Here is a 21,808-nt window from a genome sequence, read left to right on the forward strand (position 1 = left end):
CCTCCTTGAGAAGTCATTATCTTACCTTATGCCTCAAGTGCCGGTTCGGTTAAAGGTTTTTTTGGTGCAAAGTAAAAAATTTGATGACAGATTGATGAATCCGGTACGGCTGTTCCCCAAGGTGCAGGATCAATTCAATCGGAGAGCCCTGCTGTTTGCGCAACTCTTCAAAAACCTTGCTATGCTTTTGATATGGAAATGGCGTACCGCTCATCCTGTCCCATATTTTCACAGGCACTCTGGATTCTGATGGATGCAAACTTCTTAAAGGAATCGATTCTAATTCTTTTTCTTCCACCTCATAGGCTGCTGCAATCTCCCTTGTAAGGCGTTTATAGAAAAGCTTATTGTTTTTTTCATCCCGGTAATAGCCTTGCAGGTCCAGGCAAGGATTGAAAAGACCGATGGACCGGATCCGTTCGGGACATCTTTGCATCAGATCCATTGCTGCCAGAGCCCCGGTCCCCTCTGCCAGAATATGAACTTTATCATTTAAAATTTCTTTTTTCGGCAGCAGATGCAGCAATTTCTCTGCCAGGTTTCCCGCTTTAGGTGATCCCCAATGGCTGCCATGCAGATTAGATTGAATAATGGTAAAGCCGGCTTTTCTTAATGCGGCGAGCAGCTGTTTACGCCCAAGATGCTGCATCCAAAAGCTGGAATCGCTATCCACAAAATGATTTTTATCACCCAACAGGAAGACGCCAAAACCATTAGGCTGGTATGGAGTATGAATGACTGTCCATTCGGATTCAAATTTAAAAAAGCGATCATAGATTTCCATGCTGCTCACCGCCTATCTGTTTTAGAATTGTGTCCGCAATATCTTATGAAATAAACAAACAATTAGTATGGGAAGGAGCCTATTCTCTATTAAGGAAATTCGATGGGAAATCGACAAATCCTTGTCACAAATGTTTTCATCCGGTATCTTTATTGTATAAAATATGTGTGGTATGATAATTTGAGAATTGTGTGCAAATGGAGGGGAAAAATTTGCGTTATTTTTGGACGTTTTTCTGGTCGTTCTTGCTCGTACATATGCTTACTTATGTAACGTCTTCCATGGTAGGAAGCGCTTACGACTTTATGACAGCTACCATTCTGTCTATAGGAGCAGCTATCTTGATTAACGCCATTGCCGCTTTTATTCCAGATGAGCCTGTCAGCAGCCATCATTAATGTAAAGAAAAGCGCATTTCATCATTGAAGGAAGAGCTGCAGCATTTCAACACAAAAAAGACCTTCCTGCTGAAGGTCTTTTTTTGCTGAAGTTAAGCTTTCAATCTAAGCGGCAGCCTTCACCTGAGAAGTTCACGGCTTCCTTTTATACGTCCATTGGCGGTTATGGTTCGAAGTTTCAGGAAAGTGGCCGCCAGCCTTAAGCTTAATTTGCTTCGGATTCATAACATTATCTCCTGTTTCTCCAACCTCTACATAAACACCATTATTCGGCGCTTTCTGCCCTTCGCGAAATCGGTGCTGCTGACCCATGGAAAAACCCTCCTCGAAATGAAACATCCATCAGACAGGTACTTCCCTCTGATGTCTGGTTGCTTAGTGAACAATTGGACTTCATCCCGGCTGATTTTCTGCGGCTTGCTTTTAAAGCGGGATAAAGGTTCATGTTTAGTATATCCGGTTTAGGCGAGAATCATTTTTAAAAGCGCTTTTTGGACATGCAGACGGTTTTCCGCCTGCTGAAAAACAGCCGAATTCGGTCCATCGATGACTGCAGCAGTCACCTCTTCCCCCCGGTGTGCGGGCAAGCAATGAAGGAAATGGGCATCCGGCTTGGCGTTCTTCATCAAAGCTTCATTCACCTGGAAACCTTCGAAGGCTTTCAGACGGTTCAACACTTCTTCCTCCTGCCCCATACTCGTCCAGACATCTGAATAAATGATATCTGCCTCGGCAGCAGCCTCCTCCGGAGAGTTTGTAAAAACAAGCTTGGCTCCAGAATGACAGGCTGTTTTCTGTGCATTTTTTATAATGGCCTCATCTGCACCATACCCCTCAGGTGAGGCCAGAGCAAAGTCCATTCCCATTTTGGCGCAGGCTATCATGAGGGAGTGTGCTACGTTGTTGCCATCTCCCATATATGCGGCTTTTTTTCCTTTAAATGTCCCTTTCAGCTCTTTAATTGTTAATAGATCCGCGAGCGCCTGGCACGGATGAAATTGGTCCGTTAAGCCGTTAATAACGGGTACGTTAGAATGGAAGGCCAGCTCTTCGGCTTTTTTATGTTCAAATGTGCGAATCAAGATGGCATCTGCATAGGCGGATAATACCTTTGCTGTATCCTCGATCGATTCCCCTCTCCCAAGCTGCAGATCGCGGCTGCTTAAAAATAAGGCGTGCCCCCCGAGCTGCAGCATACCCGCCTCAAAGGACACCCGGGTTCTTGTAGAGGATTTTTCAAAAATCATGGCAAGCGTCTTTCCCGAAAGAGAGGTTTCAACCGGTGCTTTTTTCAAAGCTTCTGCTTCCTGAAGAAGATCGTGAATGACATCTCCATCCAGCTCCAGGAGTGACAGTAAACTGAGCCCTTTTATTGTGCGGCTGTTATTGGCTGTTACAGTGTGCATGTGCCCACGTCCTTTCCGCTAATAATGGGAACCGGCTCAGATGAAGCCGCCGATTGTCCTGTTAAAAAGGCCTTATACGTATCCTCATCCGTAATAACCTGCTGTCCATAGGCAATAGCTGTTTTTCGGATATGTTCCATTTTTGCGGGGCTGTATAAGATACAGGATGACAGCTGCCGGTCTTCAGGATTTTCAAAATCCACGAGAAGCGGTTTGTCTTTTCCATCATCAAACACCTTTTTCAAAGCTTCCTCCAGATTTCCTCCTATACACATCCCTTCCCCAGTGGATTTCATTTCAGGTCCAAGATCAAGGCTTTGATCATGCAGAGCATGAGCTGAAAAAACCGGGAACTTCACAGCAGTGAAAGGGACAGTGCAATTTTGTTCTGCTATCGTTTCTCCAAGCAGCGCCTTCGTTGCCTCTTCAATAAGCGATGCTTGAACGACTTTGCTGACTGCAGGTACTGTCCTGCTTGCTCTGGGGTTTACTTCCAGGACGTAAATCCTGTTTTCTTCAATAATAAATTGAATGTTCATGATTCCTTTATAGGAAAGTTGCCGTGCGATCGCCGTTCCATAGTCACGTAATGCTGAAAGCTGAGTATTTGAAAAAGACTGCGCCGGGAGAATAGCCATACTGTCTCCTGAATGAACACCCGCCCGTTCAATATGTTCGATTATAAGCGGGATCCAAACGTTTTCTCCATCAGAAACGAGATCAAGCTCCGCTTCTTTTCCTTGTACAAATTGATCAATAAGGATGGGGAAGGCTGCCTCGTCTGCCTTCTTAAGCAGCGCAGCCAGCTCCTTTTCATTTTCTGCCGCCGCCATCCCCTTGCCTCCAATTACATAGGAAGGCCTCAACAGCACAGGAAAGCCGATCGTCCCTGCTGCTGCTATCGCTTCTTCTGCCGTTTGCGCAGCCATCCCTTTTACCCTCGGAATGCCGCAGGAATCCAGCAGCCGATAAAATGCCTCGCGATCCTCAAGCGTAAATAGCGTTTGGTGATCCGTGCCAAGCAGAGTTACCCCGGCTTCTTCCAGCTTTTGTGCAAGATTAATGGCCGTTTGCCCGCCAAATTGAACGATGACCGCATCTGCCTTCTCATGCTCTACGACATTCATCACATACTCAAAGGTTAAGGGTTCGAAGTATAGACGGTCCGCGAGCTCATAGTCTGTACTGACCGTCTCAGGATTGCTGTTTATCATAATGGCTTCACACCCCGAGTTTTTCAAAGCTTTTATTCCATGTACAGCGCTGTAATCAAATTCGATGCCCTGGCCGATTCTGTTCGGACCAGAACCAATAATGACGATCCGTTTTTTCCCATTCTTCACAGGAACGTAATCCTGTTCTCCAAAATACACAGAATAAAAATAGTTCGTTCTCGCTTCAAATTCAGCTGCGCAAGTATCAACGATTTTGTATACCGCATGTATTCCCCATTGCTTTCGCAGCTCTTTTATTTCGGTTTCATGCCGTCCTGATAAAAAGGCAATTGCGACATCAGAGAAGCCTTTTTCCTTCCAGGATGAAAGCTGTTTTTGATCCATATCAGGCGATAGCTTTATCTCCTGTTCAATCTTTAAGACCGACTGGATGACACCGAGAAAATAACGGTCAATTTTCGTTAGCTGATGAATAAATTCAATGCCCGCTCCTCTTCTCATTCTCTCCGCTGCTGCAAAGAAACGCCTGTCGTCTGCCTTGGCCATCAGGCTATCAAGTTCCTTATCCTCCAGCTTCATGATTTCAGGCATAAAAGCGCCCACCGTATCGAGTTCAAGAGAATCAAGTGCCTTTAAAAAACCTGCTTCCATATTCCTTGAAAGAGCCATCACTTCACCTGTCGCTTTCATTTTCGTTCCAAGCCTGCGGTCCAGATCTTTGAACTTATCAAAAGGCCATCTCGGGAACTTTACGGCGACATAATCAAGTGCCGGTTCGAAGCTGGCATAGGTTGTTTCAGTAAGCGGATTTTTTAATTCATCCAGCGTATAGCCGAGTGCGAGCTTTGCCGCGATCCTCGCGATGGGGTACCCGGTCGCTTTTGAGGCAAGGGCAGAGGATCGGCTGACACGCGGATTCACCTCAATGACAAAGTATTGCCTGCTGTTTGGATCCAGGGCAAATTGAATATTGCAGCCTCCAATGATTCCAAGTTCACCAATGATGCGCAGAGCTGAGGTCCGAAGCATTTGATGCTCCTTGTCGGTCAAAGTCTGGGATGGCGCGGCGACAATCGAGTCGCCCGTGTGAATGCCAACCGGATCGAAGTTTTCCATGCTGCAAATTGCAACCGACGTTCCGGCTGCATCACGCATCACCTCATATTCCACTTCCTTAAAGCCCGCGATACTTTTTTCAACTAAGCACTGCCGGATGGGGCTTGCTTCCAGGCCGTGACGAAGCATCTCCTTCAGCTCTTTTTCAGCAGAGGCAATGCCTCCCCCTTTTCCGCCGAGCGTATACGCAGGCCGTATAATAATCGGATAACCGATCTCATCAGCAAAATCAAGGGCTTCCTCCGCATTATGGACAATCAGGCTTTCCGGAATTGGCTCCTTCATATCATGCATAAGTTTTCTGAAAAGGTCCCGGTCCTCTCCCTGTTTAATTGAAGCTGCAGGAGATCCGAGCAATTTAACACAGTGTGCTTCAAGGATTCCTTTTTCATCAAGCTCAAGAGCTAAATTCAGTCCTGTCTGTCCCCCAACCGAAGCAATCAGACCATCAGGCTTTTCTGTTTTAATGATTTTTTCAATTGAAGCAGCTGTCATAGGTTCAAAATAAACCGTATCTGCTACATCGGGGTCTGTCATAATCGTAGCGGGGTTATTATTAAGTAAAATGACTTCGCAGCCTTCTTCCTTTAATGCAAGGCATGCCTGGGTCCCAGAGTAATCAAATTCAGCGGCCTGGCCGATGATAATCGGTCCCGAACCGATTACCAGCACTTTTTTAATCTCAATATTCTTAGGCATAAATTGCAACGCTCCCCGTTTGGCTGATCATTGATGTGTATTCGTCAAATATCCATTCGCTCTCCTTTGGACCAGGATTGGCCTCAGGATGAAATTGGACAGTTAAAAGCTTATTATCCGGATGGAACAGCCCCTCAATACTCCCGTCATTAATATTTTCAAAACGGACAGACAGCTCTTCACTGCCCGCTTTTCTTTTGACGACAAAACTGTGGTTCTGCGAGGTCATAAACACCTTTCCCTTCAGCCTGTCGACCACCGGATGATTAGCCCCCCTGTGCCCAAAGTCAAGCTTTTCGGTATCAAAACCATAGGCTAACGCAAGCAGCTGATGGCCAAGACATATGCCCATCACCGGAAATTCATCAGCGAGCTGTTTAATGAGCGGCAAATACCCAGCAAGCTGCTTCGGATCTCCGGGGCCATTTGAAAATACGATTCCACCTGGTTTGAGTTCACGAACCTTATCCAGCTTATGATAGGGTAAAATGGTAACCTGATGACCACGGTTAAGCAGAGCTGTTAAAATGGATTTTTTCAGTCCAAAATCAACTAAAACGGTGTGAAGCTTTCCTTCTCCGTGGGTAACAGCTTCTCCCCCGTCATGGTCCGGCAGTTTTATAGGCGGAACGTTATCCACTGGATGGGCCGTAATTTTGGCGTTCATCGTACCTGAAGAACGGATCTCTTTTACAAGAAAACGGGTGTCCACATGATGGATAAAGGGGATGCCCCACTTTTTCAAATAAGCTTTAACACTGGATACCGCCTCATAATGGGAAAAATCCTCAGTGCACTCATAAAATACAGCCCCACTAATTTGAGGCTTTTTGCTCTCAAAGTCCTGCAGGTTGATTCCACAGTTCCCTATTAGGGGGTAAGTAAATATGAGGATTTGATTCTGGTAGGAAGGATCGCTCAACACTTCCTGATAGCCCGTCATCCCTGTATAAAAAACAGCTTCTCCCTCTGCATCCAAATGCGTTCCGTCTTCAAGTTCCCCTTCCAGCTGCAGACCGTTTTCAAGCTTGATATATCCCTTCATACGAATCACCTCCGCTTTGTATATAAATTCCTTATAATGTATTTTTATTCACAACTAGGTAAAAAAAATTAAACCATGGTTTTAGAGTGAGTTCCCAGTACTTTTTTTATAATAGATGCAGCCTTCCTGCATTCTTCCTCCGTACAGTTGATTGGGGGAAGCAGCCGGATCACATGTTCACCTGCCGGCAGGACCAGCAAGCCATTGTCCCTCATTTCTTTAATCCGCTCGCCTGCCGGCTCTTTCCATACAATTCCAATCATCATTCCCCTTCCCCTGATCTCCTCAAGCATTGGCTGCCCATCCAGCTCTTTTTCCAGAACACGTCTAAGGTATTCCCCCATATGGCGGACTTTTTCCAGAAAGCCACCACCTAATACCGTTTCCAGCACAGCTTTTACTGCGGCCATAGCAAGGTAATTCCCGCCGAATGTTGACCCGTGTGAGCCGGCCTGAAAACTGCTGATCAATTCTTTTGTACCTAGCATAGCCCCTACTGGAAAGCCGTTTCCAAGACCTTTCGCTGACGTGGCAATATCCGGTGATAACAGACCCTCATGAGCAAAAAGGGTACCGGTCCGGCCAATTCCAGTCTGAACTTCATCCACGATCAATAAGCAGCCCAACCTTTTACACGCTTCCCCGACTCTTTTTAAAAAAGCAGCCGTCCCCGGAACAACTCCGCCTTCCCCTTGAACGACTTCCAGCATAATTGCTGCATAATGATCTCCCTGTAATTCCATTAGAGCTTCTTCATCGTTATAAGGCAAATATTCAAAAGAAGGAAGCATCTCCCCAAAACCACTCCTTACTTTCTCCTGCCCGGTCGCACCCATCGCTGCAAATGTGCGGCCATGAAAGGACTGCTTAAATGTAACGACCGTCCCTTTTCCCGTATGCTTTTTAGCAAGCTTGATCGCAGCTTCATTTGCTTCCGCGCCACTGTTGCAAAAAAAGACGGCATCCGCAAAGGAATTCTTCGTCAGCAGACTTGCAGCCTCTTCCTGGAGCTGGTTTCCGAAGAGATTCGATACATGCCAGACTTTTTCGAGCTGTTCAGATAAGGCTTTTTGAACAGGTCCAAATCGATGACCCAGGCTGCACACGGCAATCCCTGAAACAAAATCAAGGTACTCCTTGCCATTAGCATCTTTAACCCAGGCGCCTTCAGCTTCTTCTATCGTGAGATCCCACCTTGCATATGTAGGGAATAAAGAGCTCATCCAGCAGCCGCCTCCTTTTTGTACTCTATTTTCGTTCCCTTGAATTGATTGTCCTCCAGAAATGCTTTCTTGCCGTTCACTATCATAACTTCTGTCAAATTTTCCGAAAGAGAACGGAGGCAGGCTTCCGCTTTAGGAATCATGCCGCCTGAAATAACCCCGTTATCAATTAAGGTATGGACCTGCTCAGCATCCATTTCCCTGATCAGCTTTCCCTCACGGAGAATGCCGTCCACATCCGTAACAAACATCAATTTTTCCGCATTTAGCTGACGGGCTATGGACGCGGCGGCCGCATCAGCATTCACATTCAGCGGCTCAAAATCATCTGTGAAACCGAGGGGGGCAACAACTGGAAGGTAATCATTCTTAAGAAGCAGTTCAACGAATTCTGTCTTCACCGCCGTGACTGTGCCCACCAGCCCCAGCTTTTCCTCATCCAGCAGCTCGGCGCAAAGAATTCCTGCATCCTGTCCCGAAAGACCAACCGCATTCAACCCCCTTTTTAAAAACTCTCCTGCCAGCTGCTTATTTAATTTCCCGGCAAGAATCATCTGAACAACGTCCATCACTTCCTTCGTGGTTTTTCGCTGGCCGTCAGTAAATTCCGTTTTTATATGCATCTGTTTCAATGCATTTGTAATATCAGGACCACCCCCATGAACAAGGACAACATTCCATCCGGCAGTTTTTAAATTCCGGATGGAGGAAAAAAAAGATTCAGACAGCTCGGAAATAATGCTTCCCCCGCATTTGATTACGATGGTTTGCTTCAACTCTATCCCTCCTTTACGTTCTGTAGCTCGCATTAATTTTGACGTAATCATACGTCAAATCGCAGCCCCAGGCGGTCGCTTCAGCATCGCCGGCAGCCAGGTTCACACGGATGACGATCGTTTGATTCTTCAAATAGCCAGCCGCCTCTTCTTCCTTGTAATGCTGGGGCTCTCCCTCACGGAAAAGACAATGCTCTCCCAGCCATACCTCCGTTTGCCCGGGATTCATTGCGGATCGGCTGTGTCCAAGTGCCCCAATAATGCGTCCCCAATTTGCATCCTCTCCGAAAACCGCTGTCTTCACAAGACTTGAACCAACGACTTTTTTAGCTGCCTCCCTTGCTTCCTGAACAGAAGCTCCTCCAGTGACTTGAACCTCAATCAGCTTCGTTGCGCCTTCCCCGTCCTTCGCAATTTGTTTAGCCAGCTCTTTGCAAACTTCCTTGAGCCCATCTTTAAAATGGTTCCACTCCTTGTGTTCCGGGGTAAGCGGAGCATTTCCTGCCAAACCATTTGCGAGAACCATGACCATATCATTGGTTGAGGTTTCCCCATCAACGGTAATCTGATTAAATGTAACATCCGTAACTTCACTCAAAGCCTCCTGAAGATGTTCCGCTTCAATAGCCGCATCCGTTGTGATAAACCCAAGCATTGTAGCCATATTTGGATGGATCATGCCGGACCCTTTAGCTGCCCCGCCGATCCAGACCTCTTTTCCATCAATGGAAAGCCTTGCCCCTGCATGCTTTACTCCCGTATCTGTCGTCAAAATAGAGCGTTCAAATGACTCACTGCCGTCCTCACAGCTGGAGGGATGCAGGAGAGTCATTCCACGAAGAACCTTCTCAATAGCCAAACGCTCTCCAATAACCCCAGTTGAAGCAACAGCAGTCAGCTCCTCACGAATGCCGAATTGCTCAGCGCAGGCCCTCCGCATTTTATATGCATGCTCTATACCCTGATCCCCGGTACAGGCATTTGCATTCCCGCTATTCACAGCGATGGCCTGAATCTTCCGTCCTGCAGCCATGCTTTCCTGCGTAACCTTGAGGGGGGCTGCCTGAAAATGACTCTGCGTATAAACAGCCGCAGCACTTGCCGGGACCTCGCTCAAAATCACTCCCAAATCTTTTTTAGAGTACCTGAGGCCGCAGTGGACCCCATCGGCTTTAAACCCCTTAGGCGAAACGACTGTCCCATGTTTTTCGATTAGAACGGCCGCCTCCATTACATCTTCCACACTCAACACTCCCGCTGAATTTTTATGGATACATGGGCAAAAGCTTTAAACCGGTCTGCTCATCCCAGCCATTCATTATATTGAAATTTTGCACAGCCTGCCCCGCTGCACCCTTCATCAAATTATCGATAACAGATATAATGACCGCCCGCCCTGTCCGTTCATCAACTTTTACTCCTATGTCGCAAAAATTGGACCCAGCCACTTCCTTCGTCTGCGGATAGGTCCCCGGCCTCCGCACTCGAACAAAAGGAGCACCCTTATAGAAAGAATCATAGCTTTCGTACAATTCATCGGTCGTTATGGACTCTGCCATTTTTATATACATCGTTGCCATAATCCCTCTCGTCATCGGCACAAGATGCGGCGAAAAGCTGATAAGTGCCGGCTCATTCATCCACAGCCCAAGCTGCTGCTCAATCTCAGGGATGTGCTGATGCTCACCCGGCTTGTAAACTTTAAAATTCTCATTCAGCTCAGAATAATGCGTTCCAAGCCCCGCCTTTCTGCCGGCTCCCGAGACACCTGATTTAGCATCAATCACAATTGAACAAGGGTCAACTGCATGCTGCAGCACAAGCGGAGCCAAACCAAGAAGAGAGGCCGTCGGATAGCAGCCTGGATTAGAAAGAATCCTGCACGAAGAGATGCTCACCTTATTCAACTCGGATAAACCATACACAGCATCTTTTAGAAGGTCATCCGCTGCCGGTGGACGATGATACCACTCCTCATACTGTCTAGGATCCTTAAGCCTGAAATCCCCCGACAAATCCACAACCTTCATGCCTTTTTTCACAAGCTTCGGAGTTAATTCCGACGAAACACCAGGAGGCGCCGCTACAAACATGACATCGATTCCTTCCGCCTCCTCAACGTTAATCAAAGAGTCCTCCTGAATCCCGCTCAAATGAGGATAAACATCCGAATAAAGCTTCCCGCCTTGAGTCGATGTATATAGTATACATTTTTCTGTATAAGGATGATTCGCTAGCAATCTATAAAGCTCAACCCCCCCATAGCCAGTAGATCCTGTAATTCCTATATTCAAACTACCACCACCCTTATCCAAAATTAATTAGTTCCAATTATAAATACGCATATAAATAAAATCAACTGTATATTTATTATTTTTTTCGCGCTTTTTGGCAGATTAGCTGCTAAACTCCTTTACAGCAGGGATGAGGCACTTTTTATTAAGTTGAGACAATTAGGATTTGGAGGGTGGGGTTATGGAGCGTTGTCTGACATTGGCGGGGAGAATGCGCGTTGTCTGACATTCTTGTCTGACATTGGACGGGGAGAATGCGCGTTGTCTGACATTCTTGTCTGACATTGGCAGCTTGGGGAGCGTTGTCTGACATTCTTGTCTGACATTGGCAGTTTGGGGTGCGTTGTCTGACATTCTTGTCTGACATTGGCAGGATGAAGCGCGTTGTCTGACATTCTTGTCTGACATTGGGAGGGATGGAGTGCGTTGTCTGACATTCTTGTCTGACATTGGGCGGGATGGAGCGCGTTGTCTGACATTCTTGTCTGACATTGGCAGTTTGGGGTGCGTTGTCTGACATTCTTGTCTGACACTGGCCGGGGTTAAGCGTGATGTCTGACATTCTTGTCTGACATCTACGGGATAAAGCACGTTGTCTGACATTCTTGTCTGACAAACTGCACGGTAAGGCGCATTATCTGCCATCAACAACCCGCCTTAAAGACCTCCACTCTTCTCGTAAGGCATTCACGGTTTCCCTGACATCCTCCTTCTCCCACATACATTTCTTCTCCTGTGAATCAAAAAAACCACCCCCTGCCCGCAGGCAAGAGGTGGTAGGTATCAGGTAATTCCAAGTGCGATTTTTGCGTAACGGGACATGCGGTCTTTGGACCATGGCGGATTCCATACGATGTTGACTTCCGTATCTTTTACCTCCGGAATGTCAGCCAATGCAATTTTCACCTGATCGACGATTGTTCCGGCGAGGGGGCATCCCATAGAGGTGAGGGTCATTGTAACCTCTGTATTGCCTTCTTCATCCATATCCACGTCATAAACGAGGCCCAGGTTAACGATGTCGACGCCAAGTTCAGGATCGACAACTTGCTCGAGTGCGCCCATTAGATTTTCTTTTAGTGCTTCTTCCATTTTGCTTCACTCCTTCAAAGTGCTTATTTATGAATTATAACGGACTTTAAGCTGTTTTTAAACTTGACTGCTCAAATCCAGGTGCTGATTAAACCAATTTACGAGACCGAGGAGGCCTTCTCTGGATACTTTATGGTCGGCATTTGGGTCCCGGATAAATTTAATTTTTTCGGGTTCAGCTTCGTATGCAGTTTTCAGTTCTTCGTAGAATGCCCAGGTCGGTTTAAAAGGAACGACTTGATCTTTTTCTCCGTGCCAGAAGAGAAGGGGACGGCCATGAAGGGCTTCTTTATGTAAACTCAAATCATATTGTTCAAGCGATTGCATTTTCGTTTCAAGGTCTTCATCAGAGATGGGGAGGACTTTGCCCGCTTCCCGCAAGTATTCCACTTGCTTTCTCAGAAAATGAACGTAATAAGGGCTTCCCATCAGACTGACGCCGGCAGAGATCCAGTCGTATTGAGTGAGTGCGCCTAGGGTTACAATCCCGCCCATGGATGTGCCTGCAAGTCCAATCCGGTTTTCGTCGACCAAGCCCTGCTGGACAAAATCTTCTTTTATGGGCTTCAGTTCGTGAATGGTATTCATTACGATGTCCCAAAAACGAACGTTCAATTCCATCGGTTCAAGGGGCTCTGCCCGCTCCCCGTGGTAGAGTGCTTCAGGCAGAACAACTCTTGCTCCCTGCTCTGCAAGAAGGTAGGCGTAATGCAAATTGTGTTCTTTCGCACTTGTGAATCCATGTACGAAAATAACGAATGGGGTTGGTTCATGCTTTAATTCATCTTTTACTACGTGCAGGACGGGTATTCCTCCTGCGGTCGTTTTCTCTACTAAGATCACGCAGCTTCCTCCTTGTTATGCAAACACTTTATCCAGCTATAGTGTACCATGCTTTTAAATGGTTTGAAAAAATGGGGCAGCTAAATCGATTGGCTGCTGATTCGTTACAATCGACATATTTTTGATATAATAAATATAGGATTGAGAAAATGATGACTAAGGGAGACTTTATGGAAAATAAACCTTATTTGATTGCATTGGACTTAGATGGAACCTTGCTGAGAGATGATAAGACCATTTCCGGCTACTCGAAGGAAATCATTGGAAAAGCGAGAGCGGCTGGACATATTGTTTGCATTGCGACCGGCCGACCATACCGGTCCAGCTCACTGTATTACAGGGAACTCGGACTGGATACGCCGATTGTGAATTTTAACGGTGCGTTTGTCCATCACCCGAAGGATGATGGATGGGGAATGTTCCACACTACGCTTGAACTGGATGTCGTGCAGGAGATCATTCAGACGGCCGACCAACATGGTGTACATAATATGCTGGCAGAAGTGAAGGACCGCGTGTATTTTCATAAGCATGATGAGCGTCTGCTGGACGTATTCAGCATGGGTGATCCGGAGATGACGATTGGCGATTTGAATGAAACATTGGGAGAGGACGTCACAAGCATTTTGATCCATGCTGAGGAAGGCAATGTTGATCGAATCCGTTCGTACCTGTCCGATGTGCATGCTGAAGTCGTTGAGCACCGCAGATGGGCTGCTCCGTGGCATGTTATTGAGATTATCAAGGCAGGGATTAATAAAGCTGTCGGGTTAAAAAAATTAACGGATTATTACGGAATACCCGCTGAGCGCGTCATTGCGTTCGGGGATGAGGATAATGATCTGGAAATGCTTGAATTTGCCGGACATGGAGTTGCCATGGGAAATGCGATTGATGCCCTTAAAGAAACGGCTAATAAAGAAACGGTCTCGAATATGGAAGATGGAATTGCCGTTTACCTAAAAAAAGAATTGGATTTATAAGTGCATTTTCCCATCTATAAAAAATGCGCCGCAGGCCATTATAAAGGGGATTCCCTTCTTTTTAGGGAGTCCCTTTTTCACTCTAACTTGAGGAGCTGGTAATGATGGGCAGCGGAAAATCAAAGCGTTTTATTCATCAGGGAAAAAATGCGGTTGCTCAGCATGACGAACGCATTCCTTATCATTTAACGATGGCCGAGGCCGAGGAACAAGTTTCGCGCAAGCAGGAAAAAGCGGACGGCGCCTCACTCGGAGGATTTTAAGATGGGGAATAAACTTTTTCAAAAAGCGCGTGAGAACGTATCTGAAGCTTCTCCTCACGATCAGGACTCGATGGAGCGGGCAAAAAACGCTTTGTCCTCCGCTTACGCAAATTCGACGGATGCTGAGAAACAGCAGCTTCGTGATCTTCAGCAGAAGCTTGATAGCCGTTAAAAAAAGAAACCGCCTGAAATATGGCGGTTCCTTTTTACAAATGGATGGCGGCTTCTCTATTCCCATGGATTTTCTCTTCATCCATACTCTGCCCAAGAAATACTGTTTTGACTGTAAATGTTCCGCGAAAAGCGTCGCTATATTCCCATGTCTCCTGATATTCTTTTGCTTGTCCGGGTTCAATTGTAAGCTCTTGGATCACTTGGGTGAACATTTTCCCTTTAGAGGAGCTGTATACGGTTTTCCCTTCGCTGTCTGAAACAGTAAAATCATATTTCCTGCCTGTGAAAAAAGTGAACGTTTTGCTTTGATCCGATTGATTCTCAAGGATTAGTTTAAGGATGGCATGATCCGTCTTGCACTCAGCTTTTGTATGCAGAACAATTTGACCTTTTCTCATCTGCCCTCTCTCCTCCTGTTCAATCTTTCCTAAACGATCCTACGATGCCGCTGGTTTCCACAATGTTTGTAAAGGCGGTTGGATCTACTTCCTGAATCGTTTTCTCCAGGTCATAAAGCTCATAGCGGGTAATGACCATCATGAGCATTTCTTTTGATTCATTGGTAAAACCGCCCTTTGCCGGGACGGCTGTAATTCCCCGCACAAGCTTCCCGTGAATGGCTTTTTTCAATTCTTCAGCTCTTTTCGTTACAATCATAGCCGTCAGCTTTTCATACCTCGTATGAATGGCGTCAATGACACGGGTGGATGCATAAAGCGCCACCAGCGTATAGAGCGCTTTCTCCCAGCCAAAAAGAATGCCTGCTGAAAAAATGATGACAGCGTTGAGCATAAAAAAGTATGTTCCGACCGGTTTGTCTTTTTTTCTGGAAAGGATCATCGCTACAATATCAAGTCCTCCGGTAGAGGCACCGTACTTCAGCGTCAAACCTACCCCGACCGCGGCAATAACTCCTCCAAATACAGCGTTAAGCAGGATATCTCCAGAAATCTGCACCAACGGGATAAATCCCAGAAATACAGTAGTTGCTGCAACACTGATGATGCTGTAAATGGTAAAAGACCTTCCAACCTGCCTCCATCCCATAACAAAAACAGGTATGTTCAGCAAAAGCAGCAGGACACCCGTTGAGATGCTAAACGGAGTGTAGCGGGTCAAGACATTGGAAATCAGCTGCGCGACCCCTGTAAATCCGCTTGCATATACTTTTGCGGGTATCAAAAAAAGGTTTAGCGCGATGGCATTAAGGAGTGCCCCGAAAACGACGACGATGATTTTCATAGATTCTTCTCTAACCAATATTGGATCCCTCCCGAGACGTTGTTCATAGTGATGGTTTACCCCAAATCACTGCATTCAAATACAATGTTTGTTATTGTTTCCCCTTTCGGATAAAATGTGATATGAATTCATTCTGTTTATCGTTTCTTTTTGACCCTTTAGCGGCAGACCTTCGTATATGGAAGATCCCCCAATTTCATGATCCTGCTAAAAAAGCTTTAATACGGGATAAAAGTGAAGTAAAATAGTAAATAATTGAAAAAAACCGAGGTGTACATAATGAATGTTCAAATAATAGCGGACAGCGCAAGCGATCTGCCATTGGACTTTTTCGAAGATAAAAGCGTCGTTTTGCTTCCGCTGGGAGTACACTTGGACGGCGAAGATTATGAGGATTTGCTGACCATTCGTTCCAAAGACGTATTCGATGCAATGAAAGACGGCAAAATGGCGAAGACCTCTCAATGCAACCCGTTAACCATTAAAGAGGTTTTCACCGGTCTGGCCCAAAAAGGCGAAACCGCTTTTTATCCTGCTTTTTCGTCCGAGCTTTCCGGGACCTACCAGACAGCTGTTATGGTGGCCAATGAAGTGAAGGAAGAGTATCCGGATTTTACTCTCTCGATCCTTGATACAAAGTGCGCTTCACTTGGATACGGGCTTGCGGTCAGACGCGCTGTCGAGCTTTCTGAAAAAGGATTAGGGCTGGAAGAAATCGAATCCTCCATCACAGACTTCGCTTCGCATATCGAGCATCTATTCACAGTCGACAACCTTGAATACCTTGCAAGAGGGGGACGGGTCAGTAAAGCGTCAGCCTTTGTCGGGGGCCTTTTGAACATTAAACCCCTTCTGCATGTTGAGGGTGGAAAATTGATTCCTCTGGAAAAGATCAGAGGCAGAAAGAAGGTTTTCCGCCGCATGATCGAACTGATGAAAGAACGCGGACAGGGACTGGAGAATCAGGTGATGGCCATCAGTCATGGAGATGACCTCGAAACCGCTCAGGAACTGAAAGACATGATCATGGAGGAATTTTCTCCAAAAGAAGTGATGATCAGTATGATTGGTTCTGCCGTTGGTTCACATTCAGGTCCCGGAACCATTGCTCTGTTTTTCCTGAATAAAGACTTGTGACATATTCTTAATGCACGGCGGTTATCCTAACATCATCTCCACCTGAAAGGAGCGGAAAAAGGGTGCCGCATACAAGCGATAACGACAAGAAAGCTAAAGATAACAATGCCCGCCATCATGAGAAAAATATGATGGCCGATAAAAACCGCAAGGCCGGAAAAAAACAATTCTCGAAAAAAACAGATCACCTGTAAAAAGACAGCGGACGACAATCCGCTGTCTTTTTGCATTATTCTCTGGAAGCCATTAAATAATCAGGAGGAACAGATTGATTTCCATTACTTGTCTGACGGTCATAATAAACCATTTGCAGCTTGTATATTTGTCTTCGTATAGAGTTCCACTCTTCCTGCGAAAGCCCGGTTTCCTTGATTTTTTCGGCTAAGCTTTCAATTTCATCTTTGCTGACCCTTTGATTGGTTAACAAATCATTTTTGTATTCAAGAATTTGATCCTCCACTTCATGGGAAGGGTCATCCCACGAAAAATACAAGTACTCCTCGTTTAATTCTTCAGCAAGGATGGACCGGATTTTTGCGGCTGTTTTTCTTTTTGAAGTAATGGCGATATCCGTTGCGTGAAGGATAATTTGAAAAGAGTCTCCCTCATTCTCGCCTTTCAGCACTCTCATATCCTTCGACATATGCACGTGAAATATTTTACTCTGAACCCATGTGAGGAAGTTAAACTGATATTGCATGATTTTCGGCGGATCCTCCTCCCGCAGCGAGCATTCAGGCAAAATGTCTTTTATTTGCTCATACACATGGTCAAACTGTCCCTTTTTTATCATGATTTTGATTGTATCAAGGTGATATAAATAGAAAAAATAAGGAGCTTTTACAATCGGAATGGTGATGACGAGAGAAACAACGAGCATTCCCATCATTCCTGTAATCGGATATCCCATAATAATTTGTTTCGCAAACGGACGTTTTTCCGGAGAGTAGTTTTCCACCCTGGTAGTCATCCATCCGTTAATTAAAGGAATAGCAATTAATAAGATGACAGCCAGCAGCCGGACGATATTCTCGTCATCCGGAGCAAAGGGAATGAGGCTATGGGCTGCTTTTGGAAAAATAAACGTAATTAAAACGAGCAGCCAATAAAAGGATAATACTCCAATCAGGCTGATTTTTGAATCATCTTTTGACGGAACCCGTCCCAGAAAGGAAGCAGTAGCAAAGCTGAATAGCTTGCTCAATAGTTTTGATGATGCCCCCAGGATAAACTGAATCAGCATGGACAAGTCCACTCCTAACATGTTATATACGAATACCTATTCCCTAACTGTATGAAGCATAAGCTGGAAAATAGTTCAAAATGCAAATAACCCGGGACGGTCAACCGTCCCGGGGAAATAGACTATTTAATCTTGAATTGGGCAAGAGTTAGATTTAAATCATCTGTGAGGACCCTTAGTTCTGTTACCTTCGCCGTCATTTTCTCAAAGGCTGTGAGCTGTTCTGTAGTGGAAGCAGATATTTCCTCACTGCCTGCGGCCGTTTGTTCAACCACAGCGCTGATGCTCTCTACATTATGAAGGACTTTGCCCCCGAGATCTTTAGAGTGGTTCAGTCCAGAGCTTAGCGAATCCAGTTCATCAGCAATTTTAGCCATTGCTTTTTCAATATCCATAAAGGTCTGGCTCGTTTCTCCCATCGATTTCTCCTGCCGGAAGGCAAGGTTCATCCCATTGTCCACCGCTTCTGAAACCTCACCAATTCCTTTTTTAATCATTTTGGCCATATCAAAAATGTGATGGGTTGAGGCCGCCGATTGCTCAGCAAGCTTTCTCACTTCCTCTGCTACGACCGCAAAGCCCTTCCCGGCTTCACCTGCCCGGGCCGCTTCAATTGCTGCGTTTAGTGCGAGAAGGTTTGTCTGGTCAGCTATTCCAGAAACAACTTTTGCCATGTCTTCAATTTTAGCCGTATACCCGGCAAAATCCTTTGTGGCCTGCTGGATCTTGCTGCTTGCATCAAGATTGCTTTTGATTAACAATCTCTGACTCTGGATGGCCTCTTTTCCGCCATGAACCGCTTCCTGAGCAAGCTCCCCATGGACAAGCACCTGTTTGCTTCTTTCCACATTTTTCTGGAAGCTTCGATCCATATCGTCAATTAAGTTGACTGCATCCTGCAAATCCCCTGAAATCGATTGGGAGCCGGCGGAAAGTTCATCCGTGGAAACGGCTACCTGGTTGCTGATTTCGGTTAAGGAGCGGGTTTCCGATTCCAGCTGCCTCGCAAATCCCTCCACATCTTTGCTTACACTGTCGATTGAAAACAAGAGCGCTTTTAACTGGTTGGTCATTTGGCCGAACGCCTCGTTGAGCACCCCGATCTCATCTTTGCCTTTATAAGAAACGGCTTCTACCAAGAGATTTCCTTCAGTGATTTGCTTTGCATTCTCAGAAAGCTTTTTCAGCGGCTTGGTGATGCGGGATGTTATCCGTATTGCCATAACGGCTGAGACAGCTAACAGCAGAATGCTCCCCACTGCAGCCGACAGGATTACGAACGCAATCTGGCTTTTCAATTCTTCCTGGAGCCGGTCATAATATGCCATGGATTCTTCATTCAGCATGTATACGTCGTTTTGAATTCCTTCTATACGGATGGATTGCCGCTTTGCCTCTGCCGGGTTTCTTGATTCCAGGGCGGCTGCAGCTTCCGGCTTCCAAATCTCATATTTCTGTTTTACTTTCAAAAATAGAGGAGCTTCCCGAACCTCGCCCATCCTTTTTTCGATGCTTGCTATGCGTTCTTCTGCATTTTTCATTCCCTGCAGCGATTCGTCCCGCTGCGCATCTGTTAAAGAAAATGAGAAGTTGCTGATGCTTTGCTTCAACGTGTTCATGTCTGCATCAAGCTGCTGGACGTCCATCATAATCGGCACATAGTCCTGATTGGAGGACTGGATGGACAGCATGCTGACAATGATAAAGAGGATCAGGGCAGCGGCTAATGCCATCATCCCGAGTATATTGATGAGGAGGCGCTTTCTGATCGTCATTTTGCCGCACCTCCAAATTCTGCCTTCATGCTATCAAGCTTGCTCCGTTCCTCTTCTGACAGCTCTAAAATCCTCACCGGAGAAAGATCAACACCCTTTTCTGCGATTCCAAATTCGATATGCCCCTCCGGGAGCTTGCCTGACTTTTTGTAATCCTTCACCATTTCATATATGGCTACATCTATATTTTTCATCATGGAAGTAATGACCGCTTTTTCAGCATAGAAATATTGATCGCTATCGACCCCGATGCCGTAAACTCCCTGCTTTTGAGCTTCCTTCAGGACACCTACTCCCGTAAAACCTGCTGCTGCGTATAAGATATCAGCATCCTCTTCTATTAAATCAGAGGCCAGCTCCCCGCCGAGCTTGTCGTCACCAAAGTTCTCTGCAAAAACGGATTTAAGCTGGACGTCAGGGTTAACCGCTAATGCTCCCTTTTGGAAGCCATCCAAAAATTTGCGGATCAGCGGAACATCCGCTCCGCCAATAAATCCAAGCACCTCTGTTTCGGTTTTCATCGCTGCCAGTGCTCCCGCCAGATAACTGCCCTCCTCTTCTTTAAACGTAAGAGAAGTAATGTTCTTCAGTTCTGATACAGCATCAATCAAAATAAATCGCTGCTCAGGATATTTTTTGGCCGTTTTTTCAAGATCCTCCTGAATCATAAATCCAAGTCCAACGACTACATCATTTCCAGACTTCACTAAATCTTCCAAGCCCTTTTCATAGGTCTTAGAGTCTTTTAGCTCCCTGTAATCAAACTGGATGCCTAGTTCATCCCTTGATTTTTGAAGTCCTCTGAATGCTGAATCACTGAAAGATTGATCCCCAAGACCGACATCTGAGAGCATAATCCCTATCTTTATCTTTTTCTCGGCCTTGCTCTGAACAGTTTGCTGCATGCACCCGGCTAAAAGCATGAGGCATAAGCCCGCTGCAGCAGCAGCTATGTATTTTCTCAAAGTTGTTACTCCCCTTTTATCTATTTATGATTACACTTTTCTATCGTCATTTTTACGGGGAAATAAAGCGGACATAGTTTAAAATCACAAAAAAATCTTTCAGCCGGCAGCCGCTCGCTTCTTCAGTTGCGGGCAATGAGAACCACCCATAAAAAAAAGCAAAAGCCATATTGGCTTATTGCTCTTTTACAAAGTACGTCCAGCCATTCTCCTGGTAGACTCTATTTTCTCTCATTAAATGTCCGATGGCTCTTTTAAAGGCGGCTTTGCTCATTCCAAACCGTTCTTTTATGTCTTCCGGGTCAGACTTATCCCAATATGGCATAGCACCATTTCTCAATCCCATGTAGTCCAGGATCTTCTCTGCATCAGGACTGATCGCTTCCTGTTTTCTGGGCAAAAGGGATACGTTGACAGAGCCATCTTCTTTAACGTCGATTACTCTTCCCTCTATCAGCTCACCAAGTCGCGGTTCTCTCGTCATTTGGCTGGAGTGAATAAATCCTTTGTACCCCTCAACAGAAATAAAGAAGCACCCGGCAGCAATATGCCTGTAAACGTGACCGGAAATGCTCTTATTAAATGCTTCACGGCTTGCTGTCACGAACTTTTCAGCAAAAATCTCCTCCGTCGCATATTTAGCGAAAAACCGCCCATTCTCTGTCACTCTCATCGTACAGTATAATTTGTCTCCCTTTTCAGGCCAAATGGGTCTGAATTCAGGCAGAATATCATTTGCTATGAGCGCATCTTTTGATAAGCCGATATTGACGAATACCCCCATATGATCCACCGCGTCTACCGCTTCCACCCAGTCGTATTCGCCTTCCTTAAGAATAGGCTTTTTCATCGTTGCAGCAAGCCGGTCTTCAAAATCCAGGAAAAGAAACACATCTATGTACTCTTTATCTTCAATTGGCTCCGTAATCTCGCTGTCGTGCAGGAGAACCCTCGTTTCTCCATCTGTCAGGAAATAGCCAAAATCCAGACGTTCGTCAATCTCTAAACGTTCATATGTGCCTGCTCTCACAAGTCACCTGTCCTTTCCGTACCTTGTACATGTTGTATGGCATGTCTAATTCTACTATAATCAATTCATAAAGTGAAACTTCCATCAGCGGAGATTTTCTCCCCGAATGGGAAACGCTCCCCCTCTTCCAAGTTTTTGGCCGGGT

At 45.8% G+C, this 21,808-nt stretch carries 23 protein-coding genes; 6 read left to right on the plus strand and 17 right to left on the minus strand.

Going from position 1 to position 21,808, the window contains the following annotated elements; translation table 11 throughout:
- Window positions 1-49: 49 nt before the first annotated feature.
- Entirely contained in the window at window positions 50-784 is a 735-nt protein-coding gene (locus ACQCVE_RS11355) for a hypothetical protein (protein WP_426862868.1), read from the minus strand.
- Window positions 785-996: 212 nt separating this feature from the next.
- Here ACQCVE_RS11355 and ACQCVE_RS11360 point away from each other — a divergent pair, with 212 nt between their 5' ends.
- Window positions 997-1,182 carry a YjzD family protein gene (locus ACQCVE_RS11360; RefSeq protein ID WP_426862870.1) on the plus strand — a complete coding sequence of 62 codons (186 nt, stop codon included), beginning with the start codon at window positions 997-999 and terminating at the stop codon, window positions 1,180-1,182.
- Between the two features lie 132 nt (window positions 1,183-1,314).
- Here ACQCVE_RS11360 and ACQCVE_RS11365 read toward each other — a convergent pair whose 3' ends face one another.
- The 10 genes from ACQCVE_RS11365 to ACQCVE_RS11410 form a co-directional block, all read right to left on the minus strand.
- Window positions 1,315-1,494 carry a YjzC family protein gene (locus ACQCVE_RS11365; RefSeq protein WP_426845247.1) on the minus strand — a complete coding sequence of 60 codons (180 nt, stop codon included), beginning with the start codon at window positions 1,492-1,494 and terminating at the stop codon, window positions 1,315-1,317.
- 149 nt (window positions 1,495-1,643) lie between these two features.
- Window positions 1,644-2,588 carry an ornithine carbamoyltransferase gene (argF, locus tag ACQCVE_RS11370; RefSeq protein ID WP_426862872.1) on the minus strand — a complete coding sequence of 315 codons (945 nt, stop codon included), beginning with the start codon at window positions 2,586-2,588 and terminating at the stop codon, window positions 1,644-1,646.
- Entirely contained in the window at window positions 2,576-5,578 is a 3,003-nt protein-coding gene (locus ACQCVE_RS11375; RefSeq protein WP_426862873.1) for a carbamoyl phosphate synthase large subunit, read from the minus strand. Before ACQCVE_RS11375 ends, argF begins: the two co-directional genes overlap by 13 nt.
- Entirely contained in the window at window positions 5,571-6,623 is a 1,053-nt protein-coding gene (locus ACQCVE_RS11380) for a carbamoyl phosphate synthase small subunit (RefSeq protein ID WP_426862875.1), read from the minus strand. The genes ACQCVE_RS11375 and ACQCVE_RS11380 overlap by 8 nt, the downstream gene beginning before the upstream one ends.
- 68 nt (window positions 6,624-6,691) lie before the next feature.
- Window positions 6,692-7,846, minus strand: a complete 1,155-nt coding sequence (locus ACQCVE_RS11385; protein ID WP_426862877.1) for an acetylornithine transaminase — start codon at window positions 7,844-7,846, stop codon at window positions 6,692-6,694.
- Window positions 7,843-8,622, minus strand: a complete 780-nt coding sequence (argB, locus tag ACQCVE_RS11390; protein ID WP_426862878.1) for an acetylglutamate kinase — start codon at window positions 8,620-8,622, stop codon at window positions 7,843-7,845. The genes ACQCVE_RS11385 and argB overlap by 4 nt, the downstream gene beginning before the upstream one ends.
- A 13-nt stretch (window positions 8,623-8,635) precedes the next feature.
- A complete protein-coding gene (gene argJ, locus ACQCVE_RS11395; RefSeq protein ID WP_426862974.1) occupies window positions 8,636-9,853 on the minus strand; it encodes a bifunctional ornithine acetyltransferase/N-acetylglutamate synthase in 1,218 nt (405 codons plus the stop codon).
- Window positions 9,854-9,887: 34 nt separating this feature from the next.
- Window positions 9,888-10,916, minus strand: a complete 1,029-nt coding sequence (gene argC, locus ACQCVE_RS11400; RefSeq protein ID WP_426862879.1) for an N-acetyl-gamma-glutamyl-phosphate reductase — start codon at window positions 10,914-10,916, stop codon at window positions 9,888-9,890.
- 783 nt (window positions 10,917-11,699) lie between these two features.
- The gene (locus ACQCVE_RS11405; RefSeq protein WP_426845233.1) at window positions 11,700-12,008 is read right to left on the minus strand and encodes a metal-sulfur cluster assembly factor; all 309 of its coding nucleotides are present in this window, start codon (window positions 12,006-12,008) and stop codon (window positions 11,700-11,702) included.
- Between the two features lie 57 nt (window positions 12,009-12,065).
- Window positions 12,066-12,851 carry a prolyl oligopeptidase family serine peptidase gene (locus ACQCVE_RS11410; protein WP_426862881.1) on the minus strand — a complete coding sequence of 262 codons (786 nt, stop codon included), beginning with the start codon at window positions 12,849-12,851 and terminating at the stop codon, window positions 12,066-12,068.
- 170 nt (window positions 12,852-13,021) lie between these two features.
- Between ACQCVE_RS11410 and ACQCVE_RS11415 the strand changes: the two genes are divergently transcribed.
- The 3 genes from ACQCVE_RS11415 to ACQCVE_RS11425 all read left to right on the plus strand — a co-directional run bounded on the left by ACQCVE_RS11415 (window position 13,022) and on the right by ACQCVE_RS11425 (window position 14,269).
- Window positions 13,022-13,834, plus strand: a complete 813-nt coding sequence (locus ACQCVE_RS11415; RefSeq protein ID WP_426845324.1) for a Cof-type HAD-IIB family hydrolase — start codon at window positions 13,022-13,024, stop codon at window positions 13,832-13,834.
- A gap of 104 nt (window positions 13,835-13,938) precedes the next feature.
- Complete coding sequence (locus ACQCVE_RS11420; RefSeq protein ID WP_426862978.1) at window positions 13,939-14,097, plus strand: hypothetical protein; 159 nt, start codon at window positions 13,939-13,941, stop codon at window positions 14,095-14,097.
- Between the two features lies 1 nt (window position 14,098).
- Complete coding sequence (locus ACQCVE_RS11425; protein WP_426845227.1) at window positions 14,099-14,269, plus strand: DUF3813 domain-containing protein; 171 nt, start codon at window positions 14,099-14,101, stop codon at window positions 14,267-14,269.
- 34 nt (window positions 14,270-14,303) lie between these two features.
- Here ACQCVE_RS11425 and ACQCVE_RS11430 read toward each other — a convergent pair whose 3' ends face one another.
- Together ACQCVE_RS11430 and ACQCVE_RS11435 are read right to left on the minus strand one after the other, a co-directional pair.
- Window positions 14,304-14,669: a BsuPI-related putative proteinase inhibitor gene (locus tag ACQCVE_RS11430; RefSeq protein ID WP_426862883.1), complete on the minus strand. Its 366-nt coding sequence runs from the start codon at window positions 14,667-14,669 to the stop codon at window positions 14,304-14,306.
- 19 nt (window positions 14,670-14,688) lie between these two features.
- On the minus strand, window positions 14,689-15,513 hold the full coding sequence (locus tag ACQCVE_RS11435) for a YitT family protein (RefSeq protein ID WP_426845322.1): 825 nt from the start codon (window positions 15,511-15,513) through the stop codon (window positions 14,689-14,691).
- A gap of 279 nt (window positions 15,514-15,792) precedes the next feature.
- Between ACQCVE_RS11435 and ACQCVE_RS11440 the strand changes: the two genes are divergently transcribed.
- Together ACQCVE_RS11440 and ACQCVE_RS11445 are read left to right on the plus strand one after the other, a co-directional pair.
- On the plus strand, window positions 15,793-16,650 hold the full coding sequence (locus tag ACQCVE_RS11440; RefSeq protein WP_426845223.1) for a DegV family protein: 858 nt from the start codon (window positions 15,793-15,795) through the stop codon (window positions 16,648-16,650).
- Window positions 16,651-16,712: 62 nt separating this feature from the next.
- Window positions 16,713-16,844: a DUF3941 domain-containing protein gene (locus ACQCVE_RS11445; RefSeq protein WP_426845221.1), complete on the plus strand. Its 132-nt coding sequence runs from the start codon at window positions 16,713-16,715 to the stop codon at window positions 16,842-16,844.
- A gap of 35 nt (window positions 16,845-16,879) precedes the next feature.
- On the opposite strand, the gene ACQCVE_RS11450 is transcribed toward ACQCVE_RS11445, so the two are convergent.
- The 4 genes from ACQCVE_RS11450 to ACQCVE_RS11465 all read right to left on the minus strand — a co-directional run bounded on the left by ACQCVE_RS11450 (window position 16,880) and on the right by ACQCVE_RS11465 (window position 21,663).
- Window positions 16,880-17,893, minus strand: a complete 1,014-nt coding sequence (locus tag ACQCVE_RS11450; protein WP_426845219.1) for a hypothetical protein — start codon at window positions 17,891-17,893, stop codon at window positions 16,880-16,882.
- 122 nt (window positions 17,894-18,015) lie between these two features.
- On the minus strand, window positions 18,016-19,668 hold the full coding sequence (locus ACQCVE_RS11455) for a methyl-accepting chemotaxis protein (protein ID WP_426862885.1): 1,653 nt from the start codon (window positions 19,666-19,668) through the stop codon (window positions 18,016-18,018).
- On the minus strand, window positions 19,665-20,633 hold the full coding sequence (locus ACQCVE_RS11460; RefSeq protein ID WP_426845215.1) for a BMP family lipoprotein: 969 nt from the start codon (window positions 20,631-20,633) through the stop codon (window positions 19,665-19,667). Before ACQCVE_RS11460 ends, ACQCVE_RS11455 begins: the two co-directional genes overlap by 4 nt.
- Before the next feature lie 175 nt (window positions 20,634-20,808).
- Entirely contained in the window at window positions 20,809-21,663 is an 855-nt protein-coding gene (locus ACQCVE_RS11465; protein WP_426845213.1) for a CvfB family protein, read from the minus strand.
- Window positions 21,664-21,808 lie beyond the last annotated feature (145 nt).

Origin of the sequence: Metabacillus sp. 113a, from assembly GCF_050107635.1 — a bacterium.
In the GTDB taxonomy this organism is placed as follows: domain Bacteria; phylum Bacillota; class Bacilli; order Bacillales; family Bacillaceae; genus Metabacillus_B.